The sequence below is a fragment of the Variovorax sp. J2P1-31 genome, assembly GCF_030317215.1.
GTDB lineage: Bacteria > Pseudomonadota > Gammaproteobacteria > Burkholderiales > Burkholderiaceae_C > Variovorax.
Genome location: NZ_JASZYA010000003.1, coordinates 253,803 through 275,726 on the forward strand (window position 1 = coordinate 253,803; position 21,924 = coordinate 275,726).

Genomic DNA, 21,924 nt, shown 5'->3' on the forward strand with positions numbered 1-21,924 from the left:
GACGGTTTCGCTTCAAGCGCGCTTGAACACCAGCGTGCCGTTGGTGCCGCCGAAGCCGAAGTTGTTCTTCACCGCGACGTCGATCTTCAGGTCCCGCGCCTCGTTGGCGCAGTAGTCCAGGTCGCACTCCGGATCCTGGTTGAAGATGTTGATGGTGGGCGGGCTCTTCTGGTGATGCAGGGCCAGCACCGTGAACACCGACTCGATGCCGCCGGCGCCGCCCAGCAGGTGGCCGGTCATCGACTTGGTCGAGTTGACCACCAGCTTCTTCGCATGCGCGCCGAAGGTGTTCTTGATGGCGTTGGTCTCGTTGATGTCGCCGATCTGCGTCGAGGTGCCGTGCGCGTTCAGGTACTGGACGTCGTCGGCATTGACGCCGGCGTTGGCCAGGGCCGACGCCATCGAGCGGCGCGGGCCGTCGACGTTGGGCGCGGTCATGTGGAAGGCATCGGCGCTCATGCCGAAGCCCGAGACCTCGGCATAGATCTTGGCGCCGCGTGCCTTGGCATGCTCGTATTCCTCGAGCACCAGCACGCCCGCGCCCTCGCCCAGCACGAAGCCGTCGCGGTCCTTGTCCCAGGGGCGGGACGCGGTCTTGGGATCGTCGTTGCGGGTCGACAGCGCACGCGCTGCCGCGAAGCCGCCGATGCCCAGTGGCGACACGGTCGACTCGGAGCCGCCCGCGATCATCACGTCGGCGTCGCCGTACTCGATCATGCGTGCCGACAGGCCGATGGCATGCAGGCCGGTGGTGCAGGCGGTGACCACGGCGATGTTCGGGCCCTGGAAGCCGTACTTGATCGACACGTGGCCCGAGATCATGTTGATGATCGAGGCCGGCACGAAGAACGGCGACACGCGGCGCGGGCCGCGGCTCACCAGTTCGGCATGCGTGTTCTCGATCAGCGGCAGGCCGCCGATGCCCGAACCGATGTTGCAGCCGATGCGCGTGGCCTCTTCAGGCGAGAGCGCATCGTTGGTCTTGAGACCGCTGTCCTGCACCGCCTGCATGGCGGCAGCCATCCCGAGATGGATGAAGCGGTCCATGTGACGCGCTTCCTTCTCGGAAATGTATTGGGTGATGTCGAAGCCTTTGACCTCGCCTGCGAACTTGCAGGCGAAGGGACTGGCATCGAAGGCCTTGATGGTGTCAATGCCCGAATTGCCGGCCAACAGGTTGGACCAGGATTCGGCCACCGTGTTGCCAACAGGGGCGATGCAACCGAGCCCGGTCACGACGACGCGGCGTTTGGTCATGCCGGCAAACCTTTCTGGGGAAGCACGGAAGCCCTCTCGCGAGCCACGCGGCGACGATGCGCCGCGAGCCGGAACGGGTTTTCCACGCGCGGCCGATCAGGCCTTTTGATTCTTGGAAGCGTAGTCGACGGCGTTCTGCACCGTGGTGATCTTCTCTGCGTCTTCGTCGGGGATCTCGATGCCGAACTCGTCTTCGAGTGCCATCACCAGTTCCACCGTGTCCAGGGAGTCGGCACCCAGATCGGCCACGAAAGCCTTTTCGTTGGTGACTTGGGACTCTTCCACGCCGAGCTGCTCGGCGATGATTTTCTTGACACGTGCTTCGATATCGCTCATTTGGTTCCCTCTGGGGGTTTATAAAGAATCGGTGGATTTTAGCCGTCCGGGCCTGGGCCATTGCCTCACGGTCCGTACGGTAGGGAATTGCGCCAGACGGCTACATGTGCATGCCGCCGTTGACGTGGAGCTCCTGCCCCGTCACATAGCTCGCCTGCGGCGAGGCCAGGTACGCCACCGCATGCGCGATGTCGGCCGGCTTGCCCAGGTGACCCAGTGGAATTTGCGACAGCAACGCCTGCTGCTGCGCTTCGGGCAGGCTGGCGGTCATGTCGGTCTCGATGAAGCCCGGCGCCACGCAGTTGACCGTGATGTTGCGGCTGCCCAGTTCGCGGGCCAGCGCGCGCGTCATGCCGGCCACGCCGGCCTTGGCCGCCGCGTAGTTGGCCTGCCCCGCGTTGCCGGATGCACCGACCACGCTGGTGATGCTGATGATGCGGCCGTAGCGCTGCTTCATCATCGGACGGATCGCGGCGCGCGAGAGCCGGAACACGGCCTTGAGGTTGGTGTCGAGCACCGCATCCCAGTCGTCGTCCTTCAGCCGCATGGCCAGCATGTCGCGGGTGATGCCCGCGTTGTTGACCACCACGTGCAGGCCGCCGTAGGCCTTGACGATCTCGTCGACCAGCGCATCGAGCGCCGCGCCGTCGTTGACGTTGAGCGCACGGCCGCGGCCGTCGAAAGCGCCGAGGGCGGACGTGATCTTCTGGGCGCTCTCTTCGGTGGTGCCGGTGCCGATGACCTTGAGGCCGCGCTGGGCCAGTTCCAGCGCGATGGCCGCGCCGATGCCGCGCGATGCGCCGGTCACCAGGGCGACCTGGCCTTCGAATTTGGGGATGCTCATGGGGTGTTCAGCAGTTGCCGGGTTTCGGCGAGTGTCGCCGGATCGTAGACCGAGGCCGCGGCCAGGTCAGGCGCGATGCGCTTGGCCATGCCGGCCAGCACGCGGCCCGGGCCGCATTCGACCAGCGCCGAGACGCCGCGCGCCTGGAGCGCCTGCACGCTCTCGACCCAGCGCACCGGGCCCGCGGCCTGGCGCACCAGCGCGTCGCGGATGCGGTCGGCATCGGTCTCGACGGCCACGTCGATGTTGTTCAGCACGGGGATCTGCGGCGCGGCCAGTTCGACCGACGCCAGCTTCTCGCGCAGCGCCTCGGCCGCCGGCCGCATCAGGCTCGAATGGAAGGGTGCCGACACGGGCAGCGGCAGCGCGCGCTTGGCGCCCTTGGCCTTGAGCACTTCGCAGGCCTTGTCGACGGCGGCCTTGCTGCCGGCGATCACGGTCTGCATCGGATCGTTGAAGTTCACCGCCTCGACCACCTCGGCACTGTCGGCACCGAAGCCGGCCGTGACCTCGGCGCAGCCGGCGATCACCTGGTCGGCCGCCATGCCCAGCACTGCGGCCATCGCGCCCACACCCACCGGCACGGCCTGCTGCATGGCCTGCGCGCGGAAGCGCACCAGCGGCGCGGCCTGGGCCAGCGTGAGCACGCCCGAGGCCACCAGGGCCGAGTATTCGCCCAGCGAATGGCCGGCCACCACCGACGGCTTGGCGCCGCCTTCGGCCAGCCAGGCGCGCCAGGCGGCCACACCGGCCACCAGCATCACGGGCTGGGTGTTGGTGGTCAGCGCCAGCGCTTCCTTGGGGCCGTCGTGGATCAGCGCCGCGACGTCCTCGCCCAGGGCGTCGGAGGCTTCGCGCAGGGTCTCGGCGACGGCCGGGTGGTCGCCCCAGGCGTCGAGCATGCCGACGGCTTGCGAGCCCTGGCCGGGAAATACAAAAGCAAAGGATGTCATCGGTTGTCTCTTATGGTGTGGACGCCGGGCCGCCGAAGCCCGCGCGGCATCCGGCCTCTACAGGGTCAGGAGCACCGCGCCCCAGGTGAAACCGCCGCCCACGCCCTCGAGCATGACGGTGTCGCCCTTCTTGACCTTGCCGCTGCGCACCGCTTCGTCGAGCGCCAGCGGAATCGAGGCCGCCGAGGTGTTGCCGTGCTCGTGCACCGTCACCACCAGCTTGTCCAGCGGGAGCTTGAGCTTCTTCGCCGTGCCTTCCATGATCCGGATGTTGGCCTGATGGGGAATCAGCCAGTCGATGTCGGCCTCGTTCTTACCGGCCTTGGCCAGCGTGGTGCGGGCGGCTTCCTCGAGCACGCGCACCGCCAGCTTGAACACCGCCTGGCCGTCCATGTGCAGCAGCGGCGTGCCCAGCACATTGCCGCCGGACACATGGCCCGGCACGCAGAGGATGCCGACGTGCTTGCCGTCGGCGTGCAGGTCGCTGGCCAGGATGCCGGGCTCGTCGCTGGCTTCGAGCACCACGGCGCCGGCGCCGTCGCCGAACAGCACGCAGGTGGTGCGGTCGTTGAAATCGAGGATGCGGGAGAACACTTCGGCGCCGACGACCAGCGCGCAGCGGGCGCTGCCGGTCTTGATCATGGCGTCGGCCACGGTCAGGGCGTAGACGAAGCCGCTGCACACCGCCTGCACGTCGAAGGCCGGGCAGCCGGCGATGCCGAGCTTGTGCTGGAGGATCGCCGCCGACGAGGGAAAGACCATGTCGGGGGTCGAGGTCGCCACCACGATCAGGTCGACCTCGCTGGCCTGGCGGCCGGCGGCTTCGAGCGCGCGCCTGGAAGCCTCGAGGCCCAGGTCGCTGCTGGTCACGTCCGGCGCGGCGAAGTGCCGGGCCCGGATGCCGGTGCGCTCGACGATCCACTGGTCGGAGGTTTCGACGCCACGTTCGGCCAGTTCACGGGCCAGGTCGTCGTTGGTGACTCGGCGCGGCGGCAGGTAGCTGCCGGTGCCGGTGATACGAGAAAAGAGGGTCATCAGACGTGGAGCGAGGGCGCGTCGGCTGGCACCGCCGATTCCGGCCGCGCTAGCAGCGGCGCGGCACGGGCGATACGAGCCCGCACACGCTCGAGCAGGTTGTTGCGAGCGGCATCATAAGCGCGATCCAGCGCATAGCCGAAAGCCTCCTCGTCCGCCGAGCCGTGGCTCTTGAACACCAGCCCACGCAGGCCCAGCAAGGCCGCGCCGTTGTAGCGCCGGTGATCCAGGCGCTTTTTGAGCGCTTTTAGCACCGGATAGGAAACGATCGCAGCAAACTTGCTGAAGAGTCCGTTGGAATACTCGATTCGAAGGAAGTCCACGATCATCGAGGCCACGCCTTCGGAGGCCTTGAGCGTCACATTCCCGACAAAGCCGTCACACACGACGATGTCGGTCGTGCCCTTGAAGATGTCGTTGCCTTCCACGTTGCCGTAGAAGTTGAGATCCTTGGATTTGGCGGCAGCTCGCAGCAGAACGCTGGCTTTCTTGATCGTTTCGCTGCCTTTGATGGCTTCTTCGCCGACGTTGAGCAGTCCCACGCTGGGCGTCTCGTTGCCGGTGAGCGCCGAGACCAGCGCCGAACCGAGCACGGCGAACTGCAGCAGGTCTTCCGCGTCGCAGTCGACGTTGGCGCCCAGGTCGAGCACCGTGGTGGCGCCGCCGGTCCGGTTGGGCAGTTGCGGGGCGATGGCAGGCCGGTCGATGCCGTCCAGCGTCTTGAGCAGATAGCGTGCGATCGCCATCAATGCACCCGTGTTGCCGGCGGATACCGCAGCCTGGGCCGCACCATCCTTGACCTGCTGGATCGCCACCCGCATCGAAGAATCCTTCTTCTTGCGCAGGGCGATCTCGATGGGATCGTCCATCGCGACCACTTCGGTCGCGGGAATCACCTTGGCGCGGGCGTGCGAAAACCCGCTCAACGCGGCCGGCAAACCGACCACGAGCAGATGGGCCTCGGGGTGTCGCTCCAGGAATGCGCGGCACGCCACCAGCGTGACGCGGGGTCCGTGATCGCCACCCATGCAATCCACGGCAAGCGTGATTGCGGAAGGCGCTGGAGCTGAAATAGGAGAGATGACCATCAAAACAAAGGCCCGACGCTACAGCAAAAGTAGCTTCGGGCCTCGGCCTTGGGTTCGGAGATCAGGAGTCCGACTTGGTCTTCAGAACCTTGCGGCCACGGTAGAAGCCGTTCGGGCTGATGTGGTGGCGCAGGTGGATTTCGCCGGTGGTCGGCTCGACGGCGATACCGGGCACGACGAGTGCGTTGTGCGAACGGTGCATGCCGCGCTTGGAAGGCGACTTCTTGTTTTGCTGAACGGCCATGATGGCTCCTGGAATTCGGTTAGGTGAGCGGGCAAGCGGGGCGGCATCGACCTGGCGTCTTTTGCAGATCCTCCAGTGGAAACCCTGCAAAAAGGTCGACGGCGGCGCGCGCGAAGCCCTCGATTATAGCGCGGTCGATCCGGCTGCGCCAGATCACCCGCACCGGGCGCTATTCGCCCTTGGGTTTCTTGAGTCCGCCCAGCACCGCGAAGGGGTTGGGGCGGGCCTCGTTGGCCTGTTCGAAATCGGCATCTTCGGCCGACAACCGGACCGGTTCCGGGCATACGTCATGGCGCGGCGTGACCGGGATCTCCATGAGCAGCTCGTCCTCGATCAGACCCTTGAGGTCGAAGTCGCGCGCGGCCACCAGCACATCCTCTTCCGATTCCTCGTCCTCGATCGCGGCCGCCTCTTCGTCGGCCGCGAAGCGGAACCAGCGATCGACTTCGAGGTCGAGCGACACCGGCGCCAGGCAGCGCTGGCAGACGAAGGGCAGCGTGGCCTCGGCGTGCAGGTGCAGCCAGGACACCGGCGCGCCGTCGCTGCCGGTGCGGCTTTCGCCCTGGGCGGTCCAGGCCACCTGCACATCGGGGGCGGATTCGGCGAGTTCGGCGCTCAGGCGGGCGTAGCCCACGACCGGATCGCTGCCATGCAGGGTGGCGGCGGCCTCGGCGAAACCGGTCACATCGAGGCGGGTAGGCACAAATTCTCTGTTCATCCCGGCCAGTCTAAACCGCTCACGCACAATCACGCCCCATGCAACGTCCGCTGATCCTCGCCTCGACCTCGCGCTACCGCCGCGAGCTGCTCACCCGCCTCCAGCGCCCCTTCAGCGTCGAATCGCCCGAAGTGGACGAAACACCCTTGCCGGGCGAGACCTCGCTGGTGCTGGCCCAGCGCCTGGCGCTGGCCAAGGCCCAGGCCGTGGCGGCCCGTTTCCCGAGCGCCGTGGTGATCGGCTCCGACCAGGTGGCCGACCTCCACGGCGAGCCGCTGGGCAAGCCCGGCGACCACGCGCGCGCCACCGCGCAGCTGCAGCGCATGCGCGGCCAGACCATGGTGTTCCAGACCGCGGTGGCCGTGATCTGCGCCGAGAGCGGCTTCGTCGCCCACGACGTGGCCCCGGTGCGCGTGGTGTTCCGCGACCTGAGCGACGCGGCGATCGAGAACTACCTGCGCGCCGAGCAACCCTACGACTGCGCGGGCAGCGCCAAGAGCGAAGGCCTGGGCATCGCGCTGCTGGAATCGATCGACAGCGACGACCCGACCGCCCTCGTCGGCCTGCCGCTGATCCGCACCTGCCGCATGCTGCGCGCCGCCGGCGTCGACCTGCTGTGAGCCGCGGCAAGCTCTACCTCGTCCCGGCCCCGCTGGACTTCGGCTGCGACACCCAGGCCCCGCTGCAGGACGCCCTGCCGCTGGGCACGCTGCAGGCCGCGGCCGGCATCACCCACTGGATCTGCGAGAACGCCAAGACCGCGCGCGCCTACCTCAAGCGCATCGACGCCGTCGTGCCGCTGGCGCAGCCGCTGCAGGCGCAGCAGATCCAGGAGCTGCCGCGCGAGGTGCACAAGAAAGGCGACCATGCGGGCCAGTTCGACGCCCGCCCGCTGCTGGCGGCGGCGCTGGAGGGCCACGACATGGGCCTGATGAGCGAGGCCGGCATGCCGGCGGTGGCCGACCCGGGCTCGTCGGTGGCGCGCGCCGCGCACGACCTGGGGCTCGAGGTGGTGCCGCTGACCGGCCCGGTGTCGCTGCTGCTCGCGCTGGCCGCCAGCGGCCTCAACGGCCAGAACTTCGCCTTCGTCGGCTACTTGCCGCAGGACGCCGACGGCCGCGTGCAGCGCATCCGCGAACTCGAGGCGCTGGCCCTGAAGACCGGCCAGACCCAGCTCTTCATCGAGACGCCTTACCGCAACGCCGCGCTGCTGCAGTCGCTCACCCAGACCTTGCAGCACCACACGCGCCTGTCCGTGGCGCGCGGCCTCACGCTGGCCAACGCCAGCGTGCGCAGCGAAACCGTGAAGGCCTGGCGTGCCAGGCCGGCGGCCACCGAGGACCGCCTGCCGGCCGTGTTCGCCATCGGCCGCTGAGATGGGCGCGACCTCCCGCGGCAACCGCTGGGCCACCCGGACCCAGTTCTTCTGCTCCGGCTTCATCTTCGCGACCTGGGGCGTGCATGTGCCGACCATCAAGACCCACTACGGCCTCGACGAGGCGCAGCTGGGCTTCGCCATGCTGGCCGCGGGCGTGGGCGCGCTGTTCGGCATCACGCGCGCCAGCCGCTGGATCGGCCGCCATGGCGCGCGCCGGATCGCCGGCTGCGCGGGCACGGTCTACGCGCTGCTGATCGCCCTGCTGGTCCTGATGCCCGGCTATGCGGCGCTGCTCGGCCTGCTGGCCGCCTTCGGCCTGGTGACCAGCGTGTTCGACGTGGCCATCAACACCGACGCCGCGCAACTGGAAGCGCATGAAGGCGCGCACCTGATGAGCGGCATGCACGGCATGTTCAGCCTGGGCGGCATGGTGGGCGCGGTGAGCGGAGGCGCCGCGCTGGCCACCGGCATGGGCGTGCAGGCCCATCTGCTGGCCGTGGCCGCCGTGATGGCGCTCGCCATCGCGGGCTCGTCTACCCGCATGCTGCCCCGGCCCGCCGGCGTCGCGGCCGATGCCGACGCGGGCTTCCGCCTGCCGCGCGGCGCGCTGGTGGTGATGGGGGTGCTGGCGGCGCTGGGCCTGATCGCCGAAGGCGCGATCTACGACTGGAGCGTGCTCTACCTGAACCAGGAACTGGGAGCGCCCCAGCAGCAGGCTGCCTTGGCCTATGCGAGCTTCTCCGCCGCCATGGCCGCCGCGCGCTTCGGCGGCGATGCGCTGCGCGCCCGCTTTGCACCCGCGCAACTGCTGCGCGCCAGCGCGCTGCTGGCCGCCGCCTCGATGACCCTGGTGCTGCTGACCGACCTGCCCTGGCTCGCGCTGGCGGGCTTCGCCGGCGTGGGCGTGGGCTTTGCGAACGTGGTGCCGATCCTGTTCGCGGCCTCGGCCCAGGTGCCGGGCGTCGAACCCTCGCGCGGCATCGCGGCGGTGTCGGCCGCGGCCTACCTGGGCTTCATGGCCGGCCCGCCGGTGATCGGGCTGCTGGCGCGCGTCAGCTCGCTGACGATCGCGCTCTACACGGTGGTGGCTTTCGCGGTCGCGCTGGCCGCCTCGGCACGCTACGCGAACACGCGCTGAACGCGGTTCAGCGCAGCGCCGGCGCGCTGCGCAGCGCGCTCACCGAGGCACTGCCCATCGCGGCGCCGAACTTCTTGGCCAGTTTCTCCGCCACGTTGTCGCGGCGCGTGTAGTCGATCACGTCCTCGGCCTTGATCACCTCGCGCGCCACGTAGTCGACGTTGCCGAGGTGGTCGGCCAGCCCCATGTCCACGGCCTGCTGGCCGCTCCAGAACAGGCCGCTGAACAGGCCCGGCGTGTCGAGCTTGAGGCGGTCGCCGCGGCCGGCCTTGACCACGTTGATGAACTGGGTGTGGATCTGGTCGAGCATCTGCTGCGCATGGGCGCGCTGCGGCTCGCTCATCGGGCTGAACGGATCGAGGAAGCCCTTGTTCTCGCCCGCGGTCAGCAGGCGGCGCTCGACGCCGAGCTTTTCCATGGTGCCGGTGAAGCCGAAGCCGTCCATCAGCACGCCGATGCTGCCCACGATGCTGGCCTTGTCCACGTAGATCTGGTCGGCGGCGGCGGCGATGTAGTAGGCGGCCGAGGCGCAGGTCTCCTCGACCACCGCGTAGACCGGCTTGCCGTGCTTGGCCTTGAGGCGCTTGATCTCGTCGTTGATGATGCCGGCCTGCACCGGGCTGCCGCCGGGCGAATTGATCAGCAGCACCACGCCCTTGGCGCCCGCATCCTCGAAGGCGGTCTTCAGGGCCGCGACCACGAATTCGGCGCTGGCGTCGGAGCCGTTGGCGATCTCGCCCTTGATCTCCACCACCGCGGTGTGCGCCGTGGTCGCGGCGGTGCTGGTCGCGGTGCGCGACACCGCGAACCAGGCCAGGAAGATGAAGAAGGCCAGCCAGCCCAGGCGCACGAAGGTCTTCCAGCGGCGTGTCGCGCGCTGCTCGCGCAGGGCGGCGAAGGCGAGCTTCTCGAGCGTGGCCCGCTCCCAGCCGGGTTGTGAAGTGGGATCGTTCTTGGACATGGTGGGGGCGGCTTGCGCGGAGGAAAGCGGCGCGGGCCGCTCGAAGGGCTCGAAACCCTGGGGTTCCGTGCGGGTGGGTTCGGTCATGTGGGTGTGCGCAGCCTGCGGGCAAACGACAGCTGCGAGAGGAAAGGAAGGGAGGGCATCCTAGAAAACGAGCGGCAGCAGGTTCCAGTCAGTATGCCAGTGCACCACGCCGTCACGCTCGCTCAGGGTGATCTTCACCAGCCCGCCACGGCAGGGCCCGCCGGCGCAGTCGCCGGTGTCGGGCTGGTAGGCCGCGCCGTGCGTGGCGCACAGCAGCCACTGCCCGCTGTCGTCGAAGAAACGGTCGGGCTGGTAGTCCATCTCCATCGCCACGTGGGTGCAGCGGTTGAGGTAGGCGTGCGGCCGGCCCTCGAAGCGGATGGCGAAGGCGCGCAGGCTCTCGCCCTGGTGCACCACATCGAAGGACACGGCCCGCCCACCCTCGACCAGGTCGGCGGAATTGCACAGGGGAATGATGTCGCTCATGGCTGCTCGTCGATCAATCGATGCGTGGAGGTTGGCAGTCAGGCATTGTCCCGCAGCCAATCCGACAGTTCGGCGACAGAGTGGGCCACGTGCAACGGCGACAGCGCCTCGAAGCCGGCCACCTCGTGCGCGCCGTAGCCCACGCCCACGCCCGCGCAGCCGGCATTGACGGCCAGCTGCAGGTCGTGGGTGGTGTCGCCGATCATCAGCGTGCGCTCGGCCGGCACGTCGAGTTCTTCCATCAGTTCGAGCAGCATGCGCGGATGGGGCTTGCCGTGCGTCTCGTCGGCGGTGCGCGAGCCGTCGAAGCGGCCGCGCATGTCGCGCGCGGCCAGCGCCTCGTTGAGGCCGCGGCGCGACTTGCCGGTGGCGATGGCCAGCAGGTGGCCGCGGGCCTTGAGGGCGTCGAGCATGGGCAGCACGCCGTCGAACAGCATCACGTCGTCCTGGTGCTGCAGGTAGTGGTAGCGGTAGCGGGCGCCGAGCTCGGCGTACTTCTCGCGCGGCACGTCGGGCGCGGCGCGGGCCAGCGCCTCGGCCAGGCCCAGGCCGATGACCCAGGCGGCGTCGCGCTCGTTGGGCCGGGCGCCGCCGACGTCGACGACCGCCTCCTGGATGCAGCGCGCGATCAGGCGGGTGGAGTCGTAGAGGGTGCCGTCCCAGTCGAAGACGATCAGGTCGAAACGGCGGGCGGAAACAGCATCGGTCATGGGGAAGGCGCAGGCGAAGGTGGGGTGGCGAGCGAAGCCAGGGCTTCGGGTGGCAGGAAGGCCAGGAGTTCCGGCGGCAGGTCGGCCTGCAGCGAGATCCGCTGGCCGCCCGCCGGGTGATTGAACTGCAGCCGCCAAGCATGCAGGAACATGCGCTTGAGGCCGCGTTTTTGCAACTGGCGGTTGCGTTCGAAGTCGCCGTACTTGTCGTCGCCGGCGATCGCGTGGCCGGCCGAAGCCAGGTGCACCCGGATCTGGTGCGTGCGGCCGGTCTTGATGGTCACGGCCAGCAGCGAGGCGGGCGCGGCATCGCCGGGCAGGGCGAAACTCGCGAGCACGCGCACCAGCGTCACGGCGTGCATCGCGTCGGGATGGTCCTTGGCCACCACGCGCACCCGGCGTTCGCCGTCCGGCAGCAGGTACTTGGCCAGCGGCGCGTCCAGCACCTTGCGGTTGGCAGGCCACCGGCCCTCGACCAGCGCCAGGTAGGTCTTGCCGGTCTCGCGCTCGCGGAACTGGTCCTGCAGCGCCAGCAGCGCGCTGCGCTTCTTGGCCACCAGCAGGATGCCCGAGGTCTCGCGGTCGAGCCGGTGCACCAGTTCGAGGAACTTGGCGCCCGGGCGCGCGGTGCGCAGCTGTTCGATCACGCCGAAGCTCACGCCGCTGCCGCCGTGCACCGCCACGCCCGCGGGCTTGTCGATGGCGAGCACCGCGTCGTCCTCCAGCAGCGGCGGGAACTCGCGTGGCGGCGCCGGTGGCGCCCCGCCCTCCTCCGCGCGCGCCGAGATGCGCACCGGCGGCAGGCGCAGCACATCGCCCACCTCGATCCGGGTCTCGGCCTGCGCCCGCCCCTTGTTGATGCGCACCTCGCCCGACCGGATGATCCGGTAGACATGCGTCTTGGGAACGCCTTTCAGATGGCGGAACAGGAAATTGTCGAGTCGCTGCCCGGCCGATTCCTCATCGACCGTCAGAAAACGGACTTCGGCCGCTTCGGGGCCCGGCTTCGCACCTATAATGTTTTTCACCAGCGCGGTCTTGTAAGTGCTTGATTAAGCAGAAGTTTAGAGCACCACCGAAAGCGCTGTGAGGTCGATGCCGTTTGGGCGCCGAGTCCGCAAACCCCGCGCTGAAGCGCAAAGTGGCAGACAAGACGCCCCAGCCAAGCCGACGCCCACGAAACACCGATACGGAATACCCAGCCGGCAGGCTCCAAGCTGCCGGCGGATCGAAGCGAGCCCACTTGTGTTGATGCTGCTGATTCAAATTTGCCTGCGCCCGCTGATGCCAGCGGCCTCCGGCATGGAATTGTCCGCAGCGCGCGCCACCCCTGCGCAATCCGCCATGACATCCATGGCGACTCGACACCGTCGCGGGCTCGCCCCCATCCATGCGCCCCCTCGCCTGCTGCCGTTGAGCTGACGCTCGACAACGGCCGGCCGCGTTCGCGCGGCGGCCAGGCAGCCGGAGTGTTAGCGGCAATTCCCCCTCGTTTCGCGAAGCGTCGTCCGTGCATCGTTGGCCCGTCAGGGGCCGGTTCGAACGCATATATCTATTAAGGACAACGCATCATGAAGCGGATGTTGATCAACGCCACGCAGCCGGAAGAGCGCCGCCTGGCCATCGTCGACGGGCAGAAGCTCCTCGACTACGAAATCGAAATCGAAGGGCGCGAACAGCGCAAGGGCAACATCTACAAGGCCGTCGTGACCCGCGTCGAGCCCTCGCTCGAAGCCTGTTTCGTCGACTACGGCGAGGACCGCCACGGCTTCCTGCCCTTCAAGGAAATCTCCAAGCAGTACTTCGCCGAAGGCGTGTCGGCCAGCCAGGCCCGCATCCAGGACGCGATCCGCGAAGGCCAGGAACTGGTCGTGCAGGTCGAGAAGGAAGAGCGCGGCAACAAGGGCGCCGCCCTGACCACCTTCGTCTCGCTGGCCGGCCGCTACGTCGTGCTGATGCCCAACAACCCGCGCGGCGGTGGCGTCTCGCGCCGCATCGAGGGCGACGACCGGGCCGAGCTCAAGGAGGCGATGGACCAGCTCGAGTACCCGAAGGGCATGAGCATCATCGCGCGCACCGCCGGCATCGGCCGCTCGGCGCCCGAACTCCAGTGGGACCTGAACTACCTGCTCAAGCTCTGGACCGCCATCGACGGCGCGGCCAAGGGCGCCAAGGGCGCCTTCCTGATCTACCAGGAATCCTCGCTCGTCATCCGCGCGATCCGTGACTACTTCAATCACGACATCGGCGACATCCTGATCGACACCGACGACATCTACGAGCAGGCCCAGCAGTTCATGGCCCACGTGATGCCGGAGCATGCGGCCCGCGTGAAGCGCTACCGCGACGACGCGGCGCTGTTCAGCCGCTTCCAGATCGAGCACCAGATCGAGTCGGCCTACGCCCGCACCGTGCAGCTGCCCTCGGGCGGCGCCATCGTGATCGACCACACCGAAGCGCTGGTGTCCATCGACGTGAACTCGGCCCGCGCCATCAAGGGCGGCGACATCGAAGAGACCGCCACCCGCACCAACCTCGAAGCCGCCGACGAAGTGGCGCGCCAGATGCGCCTGCGCGACCTGGGCGGCCTGATCGTGATCGACTTCATCGACATGGACGAGTCGAAGAACCGCCGCGAGGTCGAAAGCCGCCTGCGCGACGCGCTGCGGCAAGACCGCGCCCGCGTGCAGTTCGGCTCGATCAGCAAGTTCGGCCTGATGGAAATGAGCCGCCAGCGCCTGAAGCCGGCGCTCAGCGAAGGCTCGTCGATCCCCTGCCCCCGCTGCGGCGGCTCGGGCCACATCCGCGACACCGAATCGAGCGCGCTGCAGATCCTGCGCATCATTCAGGAAGAGTGCCTCAAGGACAACACGGCCGCCGTGCACGTCCAGGTGCCGGTCGAAGTGGCCTCCTTCCTGCTCAACGAGAAGCGCCCCGAGATCGCCAAGATCGAGCTCAAGCAGCGCGTGACCGTGCTGATGGTGCCGAACAAGACCTTCGAGACGCCGCACTACAAGCTCGAGCGCCTCAAGCACGACGACCCGCGCCTCGACCACATCCAGGCCAGCTACAGGATGGCCGAGGAGGTGGAAGACCCGACCTCGGTGACGCGCCGCTCGCAGGAACCCACCAACAAGCAGACGCCGGTGATCAAGGGCGTGCTGCCCGACGCGCCGGCGCCGGTCGCCGTGCCCAAGCCCGAACCGGTGCGCCCCCCCGTCGCGGTGCAGCCGCCCGTGGCACCGCCGCCCGCAGCCCCGGTGGCCGCGCCGGCCGAACGCGGCTTCTTCGCCTTCATCAAGCGCCTGTTCGGTGCCGAGACGCCCGCGGCCAAGCCCGCAGCGACGCCCAGCACCGGCACCCCCGCCAGCGCCATTCCGGTGGAAGCACCCAAGCCGCGCCGCGATGGCCGTGGCGGACGCGACGGCGAAGCCCGCTCGGCGCGCGACGGCGAACAGCGCCGCGGTGGCCGCGGTGAAGGCCGCGGCGGCCGTGACGGCGAAGGCCGCAACGGCCGCGACGGCGAACGCCGCGGCGGTCGCGGTGGCGAACGTTCGGGTGAACGCGCCGGCGAACGCCAACCGCGTGAAGCCCGGACCGAACTCCGTGCCGACGCGCCCGTGCGCGAAGCCCGTGAACCGCGCGAACCCCGTGAAGGCGGCCGCGAAGGCCGCGGCCCGCGCAACGGCGGCCGTGGCGAACGCCGCGATGCCGACCGTCCGGTGACGCTGGAAGGCGCGGACGGCCAGCAGGAAGCGGTCCAGAACCTGGCGCCGGCCGTCGATGAAAACGGTGCGCCGATCGAGCGCGCACCGCGCGCCCGCCGTGAACGCGGCGAGCGTGGCGAACGTGGTGAACGTGGCGGCGAGCGCAACGGCGAGGCGCGCGAACGCGGCACGGCCGAAGCGCCCGCGCGCTTCCTGAACGGCGATGCATCGTCCTCGGACGGCACGAGCGCCGAGCGCAACGAGCGCGCGCCGCGTGAGGAACGTGCGCCGCGTGAAGAGCGCGCCCCCCGTGAAGACCGTGCGCCGCGCGAAGAGCGCGCACCGCGCGAGGACCGCGAGCCCCGTGGCGAACGCGCCGGCGAAGGCCGCCGCGAACGCCGCGACGGCGCGCCGCGTCCCGCCGAGCCGGCGTCCGACGCCATCGCGGCCGTGAACCCCGAGGCGATCGAAGGCGTGTCCGACAACGGTGCGGCGGCCGAACAGGCCGCCCGCCGCGACGGCGACGAACGCCGCGGTCGCTCGCGTGACCGCTACGGCCGCGATCGCCGCGAGCGCGCACCGCGCGAAGGCGACGAGACCGTCGCGGCACCGGAAGCCGAGGCTGTCGCCGCGGAAGCGGCCGCCCCCGCGGTCGCGCCGGCACAGCCGGTCGTCGAAACCGTGGCTGCTGCGGTGGTGCCGACCGCGCCGGCGCCCGAAGTCCAGGCCGTGCGGGCGGAAGCCGCACCGGTCCGGACCGAGCGCGCGCCTCGCCCCGCCGCTCCCGCACCGGCGGTGGCCAGCAGCCAGCCGGCCCACGGCCGTGGCGCGCTGCCGAAGGTTCAGCCCTTCGAGCTGCCCCTGGCGGAACTCGCCCAGGTGGCGGAAGGCTCGGGCCTGCACTGGGTGAACTCCGACGCCGAGCGCGTCGCGCAGGTGCGCGCCGCCATCGCGGCCGAAGTCAAGCCGATCCACGTGCCGCGTGAACGCCCGCCCGTGCCGGTGCTCGACGAAGGCCCGCTGGTGCTGGTCGAAACGCGCCGCGACCTGGCCGCCACGGTGCTGCCTTTCGAACGCACCGCGCACGAGGGCGACACCGCTCGCTGAGCGCCGCCCCCGGGGCACCCGCTCAGGGTGCCCGCATGCCGACCCCGACGTCGGCCGCCTTCACCGGCGGCCGACGTTTTTTTTTCGCCTTCCCGAAGCCAGTCGCTGCGGTGGTCACCCTGCCCCCTCGCTTCGGAAACAAGTAGCAACAAAGGTCCTCAGAGACCGTGATTTTTCTTCGTACAAAAGTTCTACAAACGTATTTAGAATGTTGCATCGCACAACATGAAGTGGGACGTGAAATAGTGCCGGTCTGCGGTCTCTATAAAAAATGAGTACCGTAGACTTACAGGACAAACTAGAACAAATGTGTTCAAATTCTTTCCTGTAGTATTAAAGCGTTACACTGCCGCGCCGTAGGCAGAAACCCCAAGGGGATTCACATGTTTCGTACCGATTCGACTGCGCAAGGCCATCTGCTCAGGCACCGCCCCTCCGGGCGCGGGGAGCCCGCACCCACGCCCATCGCCGCACAACCGAAGGGTCTGACGCCGTTGCAACGCGGCCTCAAACGAAGCGTGGACATCGCCGCGGCCCTGACCTTCTTCGCCTTCTTCGGCCCGATCTATCTGGTGGTGGCCCTGGCCGTCGCCATCAGCATGGGCCGGCCGGTGCACTTCTTCCAGACCCGGATGGGCGAAGGCGGCCAGCGCTTCAAGTTCTACAAGTTCCGCTCCATGGTGCGCAACTCCGAGAGCATCCTGGACGACTACCTGAGCAAGAACGACGTGGCCCGCACCCAGTGGGAAACCTTCCAGAAGCTCGAAGTGGACCCGCGCATCACCCCGCTGGGCCGCCTGATCCGCAAGCTGAGCCTGGACGAGCTGCCGCAGTTCTGGAACGTGCTCAAGGGCGACATGAGCCTGATCGGCCCCCGCCCCTGCATGGAGCGCCAGCGCAGCCTCTACGGCAAGCACTGGGGCCACTACTGCGCCATGCGTCCCGGCATCACCGGTCTGTGGCAGGTGAGCGGCCGCAACCGGCTGTCGTATGCCCAGCGCGTCGAACTCGATGCGCAGTACGTCAACAACTGGTCGCTCTGGCTGGACATCAAGATCCTCGCCAAGACCGCGAAGGCGGTGATCTCGGGCGAAGGCTCGCGCTGAGCGGGCGACGTTCGACAAAAGCGGCGGCTCGGCAAGGGGCCGCTTCGCACACCGCTTCCAGCCTCGCGCCAAACGAGGGATGATGCGGCGCAGAGGCCCGTTCCAGCGGGTCGAGCGGCCGATGCGCCGCCCGGCCTCCGGTCCTCTCGAACCTTCTTTCCTCCAGCGACGGCCTGACGGTCAACCTATCTCAGAGATTTCATGAACGCGCTTCGCAAAGGCATCTACGTGGCGGGCCATCGAGGCATGGTCGGCAGCGCCATCGTGCGCGCACTCGAAGCCCTGGGCCACGAACGCATCATCACGCGCACCCACGCCGAGCTCGACCTGACCGACCAGGCCGCCGTGCGCGACTTCTTCGCCACCGAGAAGCCCGACGCGGTGTACCTGGCCGCGGCCAAGGTGGGCGGCATCCATGCCAACGCCACCTATCCGGCCGAGTTCCTCTACGCCAACCTGATGCTCGAGGCCAACGTGGTCCACGAGGCCTGGCGCAGCGGCGTGACGCGGCTGCTGTTCCTCGGCTCGAGCTGCATCTACCCGCGGCTGGCGGCCCAGCCGATGGCCGAGGACGCCCTGCTCACCGGCAAGCTCGAGCCCACCAACGAGCCCTACGCGATCGCCAAGATCGCGGGCATCAAGCTCTGCGAGAGCTACAACCGCCAGTACGGCACCGACTACCGCAGCGTGATGCCGACCAACCTCTACGGGCCCGGCGACAACTACCACCCGGACAACAGCCATGTGCTGCCGGCGCTGATCCGCCGCTTCCACGAAGCCCGCGAAGCCGCCGCGCCGTCCGTCGTGATCTGGGGCACGGGCACGCCCAAGCGCGAGTTCCTCTATGTGGACGACATGGCCGCGGCCTGCGTGCACGTCATGGACCTGCCGCGCGACCGCTATGCGGCCAGCACCGAGCCGATGAACAGCCACATCAACGTCGGCTGCGGGGAAGACCTGTCGATCGCCGAACTGGCGCAGCTGGTGGGCGAAGTGGTCGGCTACCGCGGCGAGATCCGCTGCGACGCCAGCAAGCCCGACGGCGCGCCGCGCAAGCTGCTCGATATCTCCCGCATCCGCGCCCTGGGCTGGGCCCCGCGCGTCGGCCTGCGCGAGGGCATCGCGAGCGCCTACCAGGACTTCCTGGCCCACGAACGCGTGGCCGCCTGACACTCCCAGCGACCATGCAAGCCGCCACCTCGCTCTCCCTGATTCCGCCCGGCACCGGCGGGGTGCGCGACTACGCCGCCATCGTCGGCGGCTCGATCCATGCGCCGGTGCGCGAGCTGTCGGCCCAGACCGACACGCAGGATTGGTCCGGCGACGTGCTGCTGCTGCATTTCAGCGGCTACGGCTATCACAAGCGCGGCATTCCTTCCTGGCTGCTCGAGGAGCTCGCAAGCCTGCGCGAGCGCTTTCGCGTGTTCGGCGTGGTCTTTCACGAGCTCTATGCCTCCGGCCCGCCCTGGCGTTCGGCCTTCTGGCTCAGCGGCATGCAGCGGCGCATCGCCAGCGAGCTGGCCGGCCAGGCCGACTTCTGGCTCACCAACCGCGAACGCGCGGGGAGCTGGCTGCGCACGCAGGCGCCCGAGGCGCCGCACCGCGTGCTGCCCGTGTTCTCGAACGTGGGCGAGCCCGCCGCGGCCGAACACGAACGCGAGGCATCGATCGTGGTCTTCGGCAGTGCCGGCATGCGCGCACCGGCCTATGCCTGGAACGATGGCGAGATCTTCCGCTTCGCCAAGCGCCATGGCCTGCGCATCGACGACATCGGTGCGCCGCTGCAGGACCGCGCCTTGGCCAACCGCCTGATCGAGGAAGGGGTGCAGGTGCGCGGGATGCTGCCGGCCAAGGAGGTGAGCCGAGCCCTGTCCCAGGCCCGCCACGGCGCGCTGGCCTATCCCGCCGACTTCGTCGGCAAGAGCGGCATCTTCGCCGCCTACGCCTCGCATGGCACCTGCCCGATCCTGCTCACCAAGGACCTCGCGCCCTGCGACGGCATGCAGCCCGATGTCGAATACGCCGCCGGCTTCGACGCGCTGGAGCGCGACCCGGGGCTCGATCCGCAGGCCATCGGCCGCGCCGCGCGCCGCTGGTACGAACCGCACTGCATCCAGGCCCACGCCGCGGCCCTGCAGGCGCTGAGCCGGGAGGCCCGCGCATGAAGCAGGGCGCCGTCTACTCCCAGCCGATGCCGGCCGCGCCGGGCGCCCGCGCCACGGGCCGCGCGTCGACGCTCAGCGCGGCCGGCCGCATGTTCATCGCGGTGCTGCTGATCGTGGTGTTCGAGGGCGCGGTCCGCAAGTGGGTGGCGTCGTCGCTGACGCTGCCGCTGATCGGCATGCGCGACCTGCTGGCGGTGGCGGTGATCGCCCAGGCGGCCTGGTCGGGCCAGCTGCATCGCTATGCCAAGGTGACGGTTCCGCTGTTGGCCTGGTCCTGCTGCGTGGTCGCCTGGGGGCTGATGCAGATGGTGGCCGGCGAGAGCTCGCCGATCGTGTTCCTGATCGGCATGCGCTTCTGGCTGCTCTACATCTGGTTCGGGGTGGCTGCCGCCGCCTCGATGAACGAGGCCGACTACCGCGCGGCCGTGCGGCTGGTCGTCGCGACCGTGATGGTGCTGGCCCCGCTGGCGGTGCTGCAGCACTATTCGGCGCCCGGCGCCACCATCAACCGCCAGCTCGACGGCGACGAGGACACCGTGTTCGTGGCCATCGCCGGCGTGGTGCGGACCACCGGCACCTTCAGCTTCACCTCGGGCTACGCGACCTACCTGATCATGGCGGCGCCGCTGGTCTTCGGCGTGCTCGCGGCCCGCAAGCAGGGCCGTCGCCAGCGCCTGTTCGCCTTCCTCGGCTTCGGCGCCTTCCTGCTGTGCAGCCTGATGAGCGGCTCCCGCGCGGCGGTGCTCTCGGCCGCCTTCATGCTGGCCGCCTACCTCGCCACCCGGGTGCTGTTCGCCCGCAACCGCGACAAGCCGGCGGCGCTGGGCGCGGCGCTGGTGGCCTGCGTGCTGACCGCGGCCTTCGTGTTCTTCCTCTCCGACGCGGTGCAGGTCACGCAGCAGCGCTTCGAGCAGGCCGCCAGCGGCGAGGACTTCCCCGACCGTCTGCTCGCCACCTTCATCGGCGAGCCGAACGTGTTCGGCGCCTCGACCTGGCTGGGCGCCGGCCTGGGCGCGGGCTCGAACCTCGCGACCGCGCTCAACGCGAGCGCCACCAACTTCGGGCTGGCCGAATCGGAAACCGGGCGCATCCTGCTCGAGGGCGGCCTGCTGGGCTTCGCCTTCATCGCGCTCAAGGTGCTGCTGCTGCTGACGGCGCTGGTCTACAGCCTCAGGCTGTCGGCCCAGCGGCACACCGGCTTTCCGATCCTGGTGTGGCTGACGCTGGTGATCGCGCTCATGACCTGGCCGGCCATCGGCCAGCTCACGGCCAATGCCTTGCTGGGCCTGTTGCTGGGCTGCTTCCTGCTGCAGTTCCGTTACCCTTCGAACGATTTCTTCCCGCCGGTGCGATTGCCCTCCAAGTGAGCGGTGGCTGCGACGGACGCCGATCCGCCCCTTCCCCTTTCCCGCACCGATGAAACTCCTCGTCTACGGCATCAACTTCGCACCCGAACTCACCGGCATCGGCAAATACAGCGGCGAAATGGTGGCCTGGCTGAGCGCGCGGGGGCACGAGGTCCGCGTGATCACCGCCCCGCCCTACTACCCCGAGTGGAAAGTGCACGCCGGCTACAGCGCGACGCGCTACGCCCGCGAGACCTGGCACGGCGCGCAGGTGTTCCGCACCCCGCTGTGGGTGCCCACCAAGGTCAACGGGACGCGCCGGCTGCTGCACCTGGCGAGCTTCGCGCTGGCCAGCATCCCCGCGCTGCTGGCCCAGTGGCGCTGGAAGCCCGACGTGATCTGGATGACCGAGCCGCCGCTGTTCTGCACCCCGGCCGGACTGGCCTTCGCACGGCTGCGCTCGGCCAAGGCCTGGCTGCACATCCAGGACTACGAGGTCGATGCGGCCTTCGAGCTGGGGCTGCTCAAGGGCGCGCGCCTGCGGTCCTTCGTGGCCACGGCCGAACGCTGGCTGCTGGGCCGCTTCGACCGCGTCTCGACCATCTCGCAGCGCATGCTCGAGCGTGCCAGCGCCAAGGGCGTGCAGTCCGCGCGACTGCTGTCCTTCCCCAACTGGGCCGACATCTCGGCCATCCGGCCGCTGGCGGCAGCGAGCCCCTACCGCGCCGAGCTCGGCATCACCGACGATGCCGTGGTCGCGCTCTACGCCGGCAACATGGGCGCCAAGCAGGGCCTCGAACTGCTGGCGGATCTCGCGCTCGCCTTGCGCGCGCGGACCGACATCGTGTTCGTCTTCTGCGGCGGCGGCGCCGGACGCGACGCGCTGATGGCGCGCTGCGCCGGGCTCGGCAGCGTGCGCTTCATCGACCTGCAGCCGGTCGAGCGCCTGGGCGACCTGCTGGGCCTGGCCGACGTCCACCTGCTGCCGCAGCGCGCCGATGCGGCCGACCTGGTCATGCCCTCGAAGCTCACCGGCATGCTCAGCAGCGGCCGGCCGGTGCTGGCCGGCGCACGGCCCGAGACGGAGCTGGGCCAGGTGGTGGCGCAATGCGGGCGCATCGTGCCGCCGGAGGATGCCGCGGCCTTCGCCGAGGCCCTGCTGCAGCTCGCCGCCGACCCCGCGCTGCGCCGCGAACTCGGCCTGCGCGCCCGTCGCTATGCCGAAGAGCGCCTGGACCGCGACGCGGTGCTCGCGCGTTTCGAACGCGACCTGCAGGACTGCATCGGCCGGCCCGGAGCCTGAGCGTCCGGCCCTCGC

At 69.2% G+C, this 21,924-nt stretch carries 21 protein-coding genes; 9 read left to right on the forward strand and 12 right to left on the reverse strand.

The features are described from left to right. Window positions 1–12: 12 nt before the first annotated feature. The 8 genes from fabF to QTI20_RS21160 all read right to left on the reverse strand — a co-directional run bounded on the left by fabF (window position 13) and on the right by QTI20_RS21160 (window position 6,475). Window positions 13–1,257 carry a beta-ketoacyl-ACP synthase II gene (fabF, locus tag QTI20_RS21125; RefSeq protein ID WP_286554543.1) on the reverse strand — a complete coding sequence of 415 codons (1,245 nt, stop codon included), beginning with the start codon at window positions 1,255–1,257 and terminating at the stop codon, window positions 13–15. Between the two features lie 96 nt (window positions 1,258–1,353). Next, window positions 1,354–1,593, reverse strand: a complete 240-nt coding sequence (gene acpP / locus QTI20_RS21130; RefSeq protein ID WP_140843300.1) for an acyl carrier protein — start codon at window positions 1,591–1,593, stop codon at window positions 1,354–1,356. 100 nt (window positions 1,594–1,693) lie between these two features. After that, the gene (gene fabG / locus QTI20_RS21135) at window positions 1,694–2,437 is read right to left on the reverse strand and encodes a 3-oxoacyl-ACP reductase FabG (protein ID WP_286554541.1); all 744 of its coding nucleotides are present in this window, start codon (window positions 2,435–2,437) and stop codon (window positions 1,694–1,696) included. Continuing rightward, window positions 2,434–3,390 carry an ACP S-malonyltransferase gene (fabD, locus tag QTI20_RS21140; RefSeq protein WP_286554539.1) on the reverse strand — a complete coding sequence of 319 codons (957 nt, stop codon included), beginning with the start codon at window positions 3,388–3,390 and terminating at the stop codon, window positions 2,434–2,436. The genes fabG and fabD overlap by 4 nt, the downstream gene beginning before the upstream one ends. 57 nt (window positions 3,391–3,447) lie before the next feature. Next, entirely contained in the window at window positions 3,448–4,425 is a 978-nt protein-coding gene (locus QTI20_RS21145) for a beta-ketoacyl-ACP synthase III (RefSeq protein ID WP_286554537.1), read from the reverse strand. Further along, window positions 4,425–5,513, reverse strand: coding sequence for a phosphate acyltransferase PlsX (plsX, locus tag QTI20_RS21150; RefSeq protein ID WP_286554536.1), 1,089 nt, complete (start codon window positions 5,511–5,513; stop codon window positions 4,425–4,427). The genes QTI20_RS21145 and plsX overlap by 1 nt, the downstream gene beginning before the upstream one ends. A gap of 61 nt (window positions 5,514–5,574) precedes the next feature. After that, a complete protein-coding gene (gene rpmF, locus QTI20_RS21155; RefSeq protein WP_183024494.1) occupies window positions 5,575–5,757 on the reverse strand; it encodes a 50S ribosomal protein L32 in 183 nt (60 codons plus the stop codon). A 169-nt stretch (window positions 5,758–5,926) separates the two neighbouring features. Beyond that, window positions 5,927–6,475: a YceD family protein gene (locus tag QTI20_RS21160; protein WP_286554534.1), complete on the reverse strand. Its 549-nt coding sequence runs from the start codon at window positions 6,473–6,475 to the stop codon at window positions 5,927–5,929. Between the two features lie 38 nt (window positions 6,476–6,513). Between QTI20_RS21160 and QTI20_RS21165 the strand changes: the two genes are divergently transcribed. From QTI20_RS21165 to QTI20_RS21175, 3 genes are read left to right on the forward strand one after another with little or no spacing between them, the layout of a single operon-like run. Then, window positions 6,514–7,095 carry a Maf family nucleotide pyrophosphatase gene (locus tag QTI20_RS21165; protein WP_286554533.1) on the forward strand — a complete coding sequence of 194 codons (582 nt, stop codon included), beginning with the start codon at window positions 6,514–6,516 and terminating at the stop codon, window positions 7,093–7,095. Continuing rightward, entirely contained in the window at window positions 7,092–7,850 is a 759-nt protein-coding gene (locus QTI20_RS21170) for an SAM-dependent methyltransferase (RefSeq protein WP_286554532.1), read from the forward strand. The genes QTI20_RS21165 and QTI20_RS21170 overlap by 4 nt, the downstream gene beginning before the upstream one ends. A gap of 1 nt (window position 7,851) precedes the next feature. Then, a complete protein-coding gene (locus QTI20_RS21175; protein ID WP_183024498.1) occupies window positions 7,852–8,991 on the forward strand; it encodes an MFS transporter in 1,140 nt (379 codons plus the stop codon). A gap of 7 nt (window positions 8,992–8,998) precedes the next feature. On the opposite strand, the gene QTI20_RS21180 is transcribed toward QTI20_RS21175, so the two are convergent. Genes QTI20_RS21180 through QTI20_RS21195 form a run of 4 tightly spaced genes read right to left on the reverse strand, consistent with a single transcriptional unit; the run spans window position 8,999 to window position 12,203 of the window. Then, entirely contained in the window at window positions 8,999–10,039 is a 1,041-nt protein-coding gene (locus tag QTI20_RS21180) for a S49 family peptidase (RefSeq protein ID WP_286554529.1), read from the reverse strand. 60 nt (window positions 10,040–10,099) lie between these two features. Then, window positions 10,100–10,465, reverse strand: coding sequence for a Rieske (2Fe-2S) protein (locus tag QTI20_RS21185; RefSeq protein ID WP_286554528.1), 366 nt, complete (start codon window positions 10,463–10,465; stop codon window positions 10,100–10,102). 38 nt (window positions 10,466–10,503) lie between these two features. Continuing rightward, complete coding sequence (locus tag QTI20_RS21190; protein WP_183024501.1) at window positions 10,504–11,175, reverse strand: HAD-IA family hydrolase; 672 nt, start codon at window positions 11,173–11,175, stop codon at window positions 10,504–10,506. After that, window positions 11,172–12,203, reverse strand: coding sequence for an RluA family pseudouridine synthase (locus QTI20_RS21195; RefSeq protein WP_183024502.1), 1,032 nt, complete (start codon window positions 12,201–12,203; stop codon window positions 11,172–11,174). The genes QTI20_RS21190 and QTI20_RS21195 overlap by 4 nt, the downstream gene beginning before the upstream one ends. Before the next feature lie 543 nt (window positions 12,204–12,746). On the opposite strand from QTI20_RS21195, the gene QTI20_RS21200 reads away from it, so the two are divergent. The 6 genes from QTI20_RS21200 to QTI20_RS21225 all read left to right on the forward strand — a co-directional run bounded on the left by QTI20_RS21200 (window position 12,747) and on the right by QTI20_RS21225 (window position 21,909). Further along, window positions 12,747–15,989: an Rne/Rng family ribonuclease gene (locus tag QTI20_RS21200; protein ID WP_286554526.1), complete on the forward strand. Its 3,243-nt coding sequence runs from the start codon at window positions 12,747–12,749 to the stop codon at window positions 15,987–15,989. Window positions 15,990–16,483: 494 nt separating this feature from the next. Next, window positions 16,484–17,095, forward strand: coding sequence for a sugar transferase (locus QTI20_RS21205; RefSeq protein ID WP_286574260.1), 612 nt, complete (start codon window positions 16,484–16,486; stop codon window positions 17,093–17,095). A gap of 201 nt (window positions 17,096–17,296) precedes the next feature. Then, window positions 17,297–18,265: a GDP-L-fucose synthase gene (gene fcl, locus QTI20_RS21210; RefSeq protein WP_286554523.1), complete on the forward strand. Its 969-nt coding sequence runs from the start codon at window positions 17,297–17,299 to the stop codon at window positions 18,263–18,265. A 14-nt stretch (window positions 18,266–18,279) separates the two neighbouring features. Further along, window positions 18,280–19,260, forward strand: a complete 981-nt coding sequence (locus QTI20_RS21215) for a hypothetical protein (protein WP_286554522.1) — start codon at window positions 18,280–18,282, stop codon at window positions 19,258–19,260. Further along, window positions 19,257–20,627, forward strand: a complete 1,371-nt coding sequence (locus tag QTI20_RS21220; protein ID WP_286554520.1) for an O-antigen ligase family protein — start codon at window positions 19,257–19,259, stop codon at window positions 20,625–20,627. Before QTI20_RS21215 ends, QTI20_RS21220 begins: the two co-directional genes overlap by 4 nt. Window positions 20,628–20,676: 49 nt before the next feature. After that, on the forward strand, window positions 20,677–21,909 hold the full coding sequence (locus QTI20_RS21225; RefSeq protein ID WP_286554518.1) for a glycosyltransferase WbuB: 1,233 nt from the start codon (window positions 20,677–20,679) through the stop codon (window positions 21,907–21,909). Window positions 21,910–21,924: the final 15 nt, after the last annotated feature.

Excerpts from the sequence above, each read along its gene's own strand:
- fabF (WP_286554543.1), bottom strand. The coding sequence starts at position 1,257 with ATGACCAAACGCCGCGTCGTCGTGACCGGGCTCGGTTGCATCGCCCCT.
- acpP (WP_140843300.1), bottom strand. The coding sequence starts at position 1,593 with ATGAGCGATATCGAAGCACGTGTCAAGAAAATCATCGCCGAGCAGCTC.
- fabG (WP_286554541.1), bottom strand. The coding sequence starts at position 2,437 with ATGAGCATCCCCAAATTCGAAGGCCAGGTCGCCCTGGTGACCGGCGCA.
- fabD (WP_286554539.1), bottom strand. The coding sequence starts at position 3,390 with ATGACATCCTTTGCTTTTGTATTTCCCGGCCAGGGCTCGCAAGCCGTC.
- QTI20_RS21145 (WP_286554537.1), bottom strand. The coding sequence starts at position 4,425 with ATGACCCTCTTTTCTCGTATCACCGGCACCGGCAGCTACCTGCCGCCG.
- plsX (WP_286554536.1), bottom strand. The coding sequence starts at position 5,513 with ATGGTCATCTCTCCTATTTCAGCTCCAGCGCCTTCCGCAATCACGCTT.
- rpmF (WP_183024494.1), bottom strand. The coding sequence starts at position 5,757 with ATGGCCGTTCAGCAAAACAAGAAGTCGCCTTCCAAGCGCGGCATGCAC.
- QTI20_RS21160 (WP_286554534.1), bottom strand. The coding sequence starts at position 6,475 with ATGAACAGAGAATTTGTGCCTACCCGCCTCGATGTGACCGGTTTCGCC.
- QTI20_RS21165 (WP_286554533.1), top strand. The coding sequence starts at position 6,514 with ATGCAACGTCCGCTGATCCTCGCCTCGACCTCGCGCTACCGCCGCGAG.
- QTI20_RS21175 (WP_183024498.1), top strand. The coding sequence starts at position 7,852 with ATGGGCGCGACCTCCCGCGGCAACCGCTGGGCCACCCGGACCCAGTTC.
- QTI20_RS21180 (WP_286554529.1), bottom strand. The coding sequence starts at position 10,039 with ATGACCGAACCCACCCGCACGGAACCCCAGGGTTTCGAGCCCTTCGAG.
- QTI20_RS21185 (WP_286554528.1), bottom strand. The coding sequence starts at position 10,465 with ATGAGCGACATCATTCCCCTGTGCAATTCCGCCGACCTGGTCGAGGGT.
- QTI20_RS21190 (WP_183024501.1), bottom strand. The coding sequence starts at position 11,175 with ATGACCGATGCTGTTTCCGCCCGCCGTTTCGACCTGATCGTCTTCGAC.
- QTI20_RS21200 (WP_286554526.1), top strand. The coding sequence starts at position 12,747 with ATGAAGCGGATGTTGATCAACGCCACGCAGCCGGAAGAGCGCCGCCTG.
- fcl (WP_286554523.1), top strand. The coding sequence starts at position 17,297 with ATGAACGCGCTTCGCAAAGGCATCTACGTGGCGGGCCATCGAGGCATG.
- QTI20_RS21215 (WP_286554522.1), top strand. The coding sequence starts at position 18,280 with ATGCAAGCCGCCACCTCGCTCTCCCTGATTCCGCCCGGCACCGGCGGG.
- QTI20_RS21220 (WP_286554520.1), top strand. The coding sequence starts at position 19,257 with ATGAAGCAGGGCGCCGTCTACTCCCAGCCGATGCCGGCCGCGCCGGGC.
- QTI20_RS21225 (WP_286554518.1), top strand. The coding sequence starts at position 20,677 with ATGAAACTCCTCGTCTACGGCATCAACTTCGCACCCGAACTCACCGGC.